The 4725-nt window shown below is 43.7% G+C and carries 4 protein-coding genes; 1 reads left to right on the forward strand and 3 read right to left on the reverse strand.

Annotation, left to right across the window (positions count from 1 at the left end; genetic code table 11):
- Positions 1-259 precede the first annotated feature (259 nt).
- Positions 260-1507, reverse strand: coding sequence for an MFS transporter (locus BCT81_RS25575; RefSeq protein ID WP_102426283.1), 1248 nt, complete (start codon positions 1505-1507; stop codon positions 260-262).
- 123 nt (positions 1508-1630) lie between these two features.
- On the opposite strand from BCT81_RS25575, the gene BCT81_RS25580 reads away from it, so the two are divergent.
- Positions 1631-2392, forward strand: coding sequence for a helix-turn-helix transcriptional regulator (locus BCT81_RS25580; protein WP_102426284.1), 762 nt, complete (start codon positions 1631-1633; stop codon positions 2390-2392).
- A gap of 128 nt (positions 2393-2520) precedes the next feature.
- On the opposite strand, the gene BCT81_RS25585 is transcribed toward BCT81_RS25580, so the two are convergent.
- Positions 2521-3153, reverse strand: coding sequence for a glutathione S-transferase family protein (locus BCT81_RS25585; RefSeq protein ID WP_102426285.1), 633 nt, complete (start codon positions 3151-3153; stop codon positions 2521-2523).
- A 14-nt stretch (positions 3154-3167) separates the two neighbouring features.
- The gene (locus tag BCT81_RS25590; RefSeq protein ID WP_102426286.1) at positions 3168-4370 is read right to left on the reverse strand and encodes a YbfB/YjiJ family MFS transporter; all 1203 of its coding nucleotides are present in this window, start codon (positions 4368-4370) and stop codon (positions 3168-3170) included.
- Positions 4371-4725 lie beyond the last annotated feature (355 nt).

The following is a 4725-nucleotide window of genomic DNA, read 5'->3' on the forward strand; positions in this document are numbered from 1 at the left end:
TGTGCGAGGCCTTTTTGTGTCTGTTGAGCAAACAAAACAAAGTGGCAGATACATCTCAGATACGACTTACAATCCCCTCCTAACCTCCCCTTGGTTTACATCTCCAATCTCTTGTTGATAGCGGGAAAGGGGAGGAACTGAATACCGATAGTCATGTGCGCTGAGATACATTGAGCGACAAAGAATGTTCTCCCCCTCGAGCGTATATCTAAAGAGACCGGTGAACTCCATTAGAGGGGGAGCTAGAGGGGGAGGTTGTTTATGCTGGTTTAGTTTTGACGGCTTCACGACAACTTAAGAAACACAGCGAAGAGATTAAAAGTACCGCGCCACATAATATCCAACTTATGGAAATACTGTAATGCTCGGAAATGACTCCAAAAGCTAAAGAAGCTAGCACTCCACCAGCGGTAACGGCGAAAGAGCTGATGGACAAAATGGTTGAGCGCATCTCATTTGGAGTACTGTCATTAAGTAATACCTGCTCAGAATTGTTGCCCATTGTGAAAAGAAAGAAAAACGTCAAATACAGTAGAGCAAAGCTCATGGTGCTGTTGGTGTTAGCAAGTAAGATCAGCGACAGGCCGGCAAGTGCGCGAGTGACAAACATTAAAGCCTTGTGAGAACCGCCAAATACTTTTAATAGTGGAACGGACACGATTGACGATAAAGCGGCCATCAAGAAGTACAGTGCCGATATGATGCCAAACAGGGTTAAGTCTTTGGAATGAACTCCCATTAATTCAGATAGGTAAGGTTGCCAGAGGTTTTCTACAGCACTCATTGCCGCGCCAAAGATAAGCGTTGCCTGAATCACTAACCTTAACGTCCAATGGTTTAAAGAGAAAGTAAGCGCCTTGATACTGGTTTGTACCGCGGTGGTGACGGTGTTTTTGTGGTGTTCTTTGATGCTTCTTTGCTCATGAGGAAGTAGTAGCCATGTAAGTAACAGCAGGCCAAGATTCGATACGCTAGCGGTGAAAACATTGATGTCATATTCGTCAAATGACTCAAAATATGAGCTCACGATACTGTTAGGTAGAAATCCGCCGATAAGGGCTCCGGTCGCTAGACCAGCAGTCACGAACACATTAACTTTTGCAATTGCAGTATGATACGAGCCTGCTCCAGTGCTATCAGTAAACGCATCATAAAACCAAGCATCGAGAGTACCTGAGTAAACGGCTCTAGAAGCTCCCAACAATAAGGCGCTAATTAAAATACTGAACAAGCCATTTGCATAGAGTAGGTTTAGGCAGCCCAGTAGGGTGAGTATTAACGAGTACGAATATGTTTTTTTTCGTCCAATAGTGTCAGCAAGCCCACCGACCGGTATCTCTAATAGTGTTGTGCTTCCAATCCAAACAGCCATGACAATCCCAACTTGTGCTAGGTTGAGCCCCTTAGACTGAAAAATAAGAATGATGACAGGGATAAGCAGCCCGACTACTGTCCAGTGTAGGTATTGTTGTATGCCAAATCGTACAACTAACTCTTTTCGTTGCATCAATACGTTCCTTTGTTTATTGAAAGTGGCATCATCCTTTATTGATACTTAGGTGCAACTTATGATTTAAAAGGGTAGCATTGTGATACTTTTGGTATCTCTATTTGAGGCGGTTTGAACGAAATGGACGAACAACTATCATTCGAAATTTGTAAGTTACTCAAAAGAGAGCTTAAAAGGTGCAATATTTCATATCGTGCACTTGCGGCAGAACTGGATATATCCGAAATCAGTATCAAGAGGTTACTCAACAGTTCTCAACCACTGTCTATTCAGAGGCTAGTCGCGATAGCTAACCTCACGGATATGCCGCTATCAAAGCTTCTTGCTGAGGCAGAAGAAAACATTGCTTCTATTCCTGTTTTCTCTAAAGAACAAGATGACGCGTTTTTTGATAACCCAGCTCTTTTCTCGTTCTGGTCAGAATTAGCAGAAGACACTACCGTTCAATGTATTCAAGAAAAGCACAAGCTAAACGATGCTTCAGTGCACCTCTATCTTCGACAATTAGAAAATCTCAACCTTATCGAGATAGGTTCTAACAATAAGTACAAACTGCTCTTACCCAAAGAAACCGCCTTTGTAAAAGGGGCGAGATATCCCATCTATTTCAAATCTCAGGTGTTAAATGGTTTACAAGAACGTGTCATTAACTTGCCTGAATCTGATGATGATGCCTTTCTCACCAGCTTCAAAGCTGAGTTGACGAAAGATGAGTTTATCGAGATTAATAACATGTTAGATAACTGGCTGTTTAACAAGCTGCGAGAAAGACAAGCGTTTGATGGGCGAAGGTACGAAGAGGTGAGGCCTTATACATTTGGTTTTATGGGAGCTCAGGGGGAGTTCCATGGTCAGATGCCAGCAATAATCAATCTAGTCTAGCTAGCTTTGTTGATGAAAGCGGTCAAGTCAGTGAAGTAGGGCCGTTGTAATCATTCTACTGACAAAACTAAGGCCTCACGTGTGCGAGGCCTTGTTAGTCTTGTTCAACACAACGCTGTTTAAAGTGATCAGGAATCTTTGTATTCGTAATAGCTAAGCTTTTTTGAAAGCGATTCTAGGCTAAGTGTTGCCAATGTGTCTTTAAAAGGCGAACTGTGTAAGGCAGTCGTGAGGGTGTCGCGCTCATCTGCTGAAAGCAAATTAGCATGCCTGAATAAGACATAATCTAATGCGATGTGTAGGTACAATGTTGAGAAGTCAGGCTTGAGCAAATCATCATTGCTTTTCAACTGCCCGATAAGTTCTTTAACGCTTCTTTGAATACCTTCCTTTCCCCTAATCGTTAGCTCGTTTTGCTCAGCTTCGAAGCGGCTCAATGCAGCGCATCGAAATGCTACTTCCATCAACGTTTTACTTACTCCCAATAATGACATGCGTTGAGTATCGCTAGCCTTGGTCGCTGCTAGTTTTTCTGTTGGGTATGCTTGCATGAGGAACTCGCAGATCGTTAAGCTCTCGGTCAGTGCAACCCCATCACTGGTTTCTAGAACTGGAATGGTACTAAATGGATTAACTGCGACTAATGTGCTCGGTGTTTGCCACGGATCGACCCATTCAAGAACCATTGGAGCATCACACAAATAGGCCGTTGCCAGCACTGCCCTGGAGAATGGCGAGGTGTCGTTTAAGTACAGTTTCATGAGCGATTCCTTTGCTAAGAACTTGTTTGAGCAGTGTTTAATGTCTGCTGTTTGGTTGATGTAAATGCGATGCAGAGTATCGACAAAATCAGTGCACTCGCGCTGATCATAAATAACAAGTTATAACTGGTGAGTTGAGGGGCGTAGTGAGCCATAACGAAGCCGACTATTCCTTGCGATATAGCAAACGCCATTGTCATTGCTCCCCAAGATTTCGTATGGAGTTGTGTCCCAACGATTTCTAGGGTGTAGGTTGATACCAGTGTTACGGTGCCCGGCGTAAACATACCGACCAACAAAGATGAAGCAAAAAGTGCTGTTTCACTGGTGCTTAAGAGTGGAAGAGCAACCCCGGCAGCTTTGCAAGTAAACGCCGCTAATAGTGCTTTTTTAAGTCCAAACTTATCACCTAATATACCGGTTACTATTGGTCCAATCGCTGCTCCTATACCAAAAACAGCCCAATAAAACCCACCGCTCGCAAAACTCATTTTTAGCTCTCGAACAATATAGTCGACCCAGAAAAGAGTATGAGGTAGATAGCCAATAGCGTTGAAGGTGTAGGCTAACAGTACACAGCTAACACTGATACGCTCATTCTTAGATAAGGAACCAAACGTCGATGGACTTTTATCACAATGGTTTGGCTTAACCTCAAGAGACCAAGCGTTCCACGTCAGGACAGTTGCAACGAAAGCGATCGCTCCCATACCTAACCATGCACTCTCAACGCTTTGGTAGATAAGTAAAGGTATGATGGTTCCTGAAATCATCGCGCCAATACCGATGCCTGAAAACACGACGCCACTGATCCTTGCTTTCATTTCTTGCGGGTGAAGGCTGGTGATCACAGGGGGAGCGAGTACCATGAGTATCGCTCCGGATACACCAGCAATAGTTCTAAGTGTTAAAAACCATTCAAAGGGGGCAGACTTTAAGGCGCAACCCAGATAACTAAAGCTACTTAGCAATAAAGAGGCGCGTATGAGTGTGCCTGTTGAATAATATCTTTGTAAAAAGCTCGAAGCAGGTGCTCCGAAAATATAGCCAATCAGTGTAGCTGCGCCGAGTATGGAGGCATCTTCGCTTGAGAACCACCCACTTTGAATGAGCACAGGCATTAATGCTATGTAGGCAAAGCGTCCAATACCATTCCCAACTAGTGTTGCTGCGAGCCCAGCAAAGGTGCTGCGGTTTAATAGCTTTACGTGCTGCATATATCATACCGTTGGTTTTTGTTTGTAACATTACGCTAACATTTAAGGCTTGGCTATCTAAGCTGAGTTTTTACTCTAATGCTTAAGGTTTGATGACAACTTACATTTTCTGTAAGTGTTAGATTGGTCATTTACATCTCCAATCTCTTGTTGGTAATGGGAAGGAACTGAATGCCGATCGTGATGTGTGCAGAGATACATTCAGCGACAAAAAATGTTCTCCCCCTCGATCGTATATCTCAAGAGACCGATGAACTTGATTTGAGGGGGAGCTAGAGGGGGAGGTTTTGGTTTACTAGAGCTGGTCAGACACGACCTTGATGAAAGCGGTGAAGTAAGTGAAGTAGGGTGGTTG

Origin of the sequence: Vibrio sp. 10N.261.52.A1 (assembly GCF_002876325.1) — a bacterium.
Taxonomy (GTDB): Bacteria; Pseudomonadota; Gammaproteobacteria; order Enterobacterales; family Vibrionaceae; genus Vibrio; species Vibrio chagasii.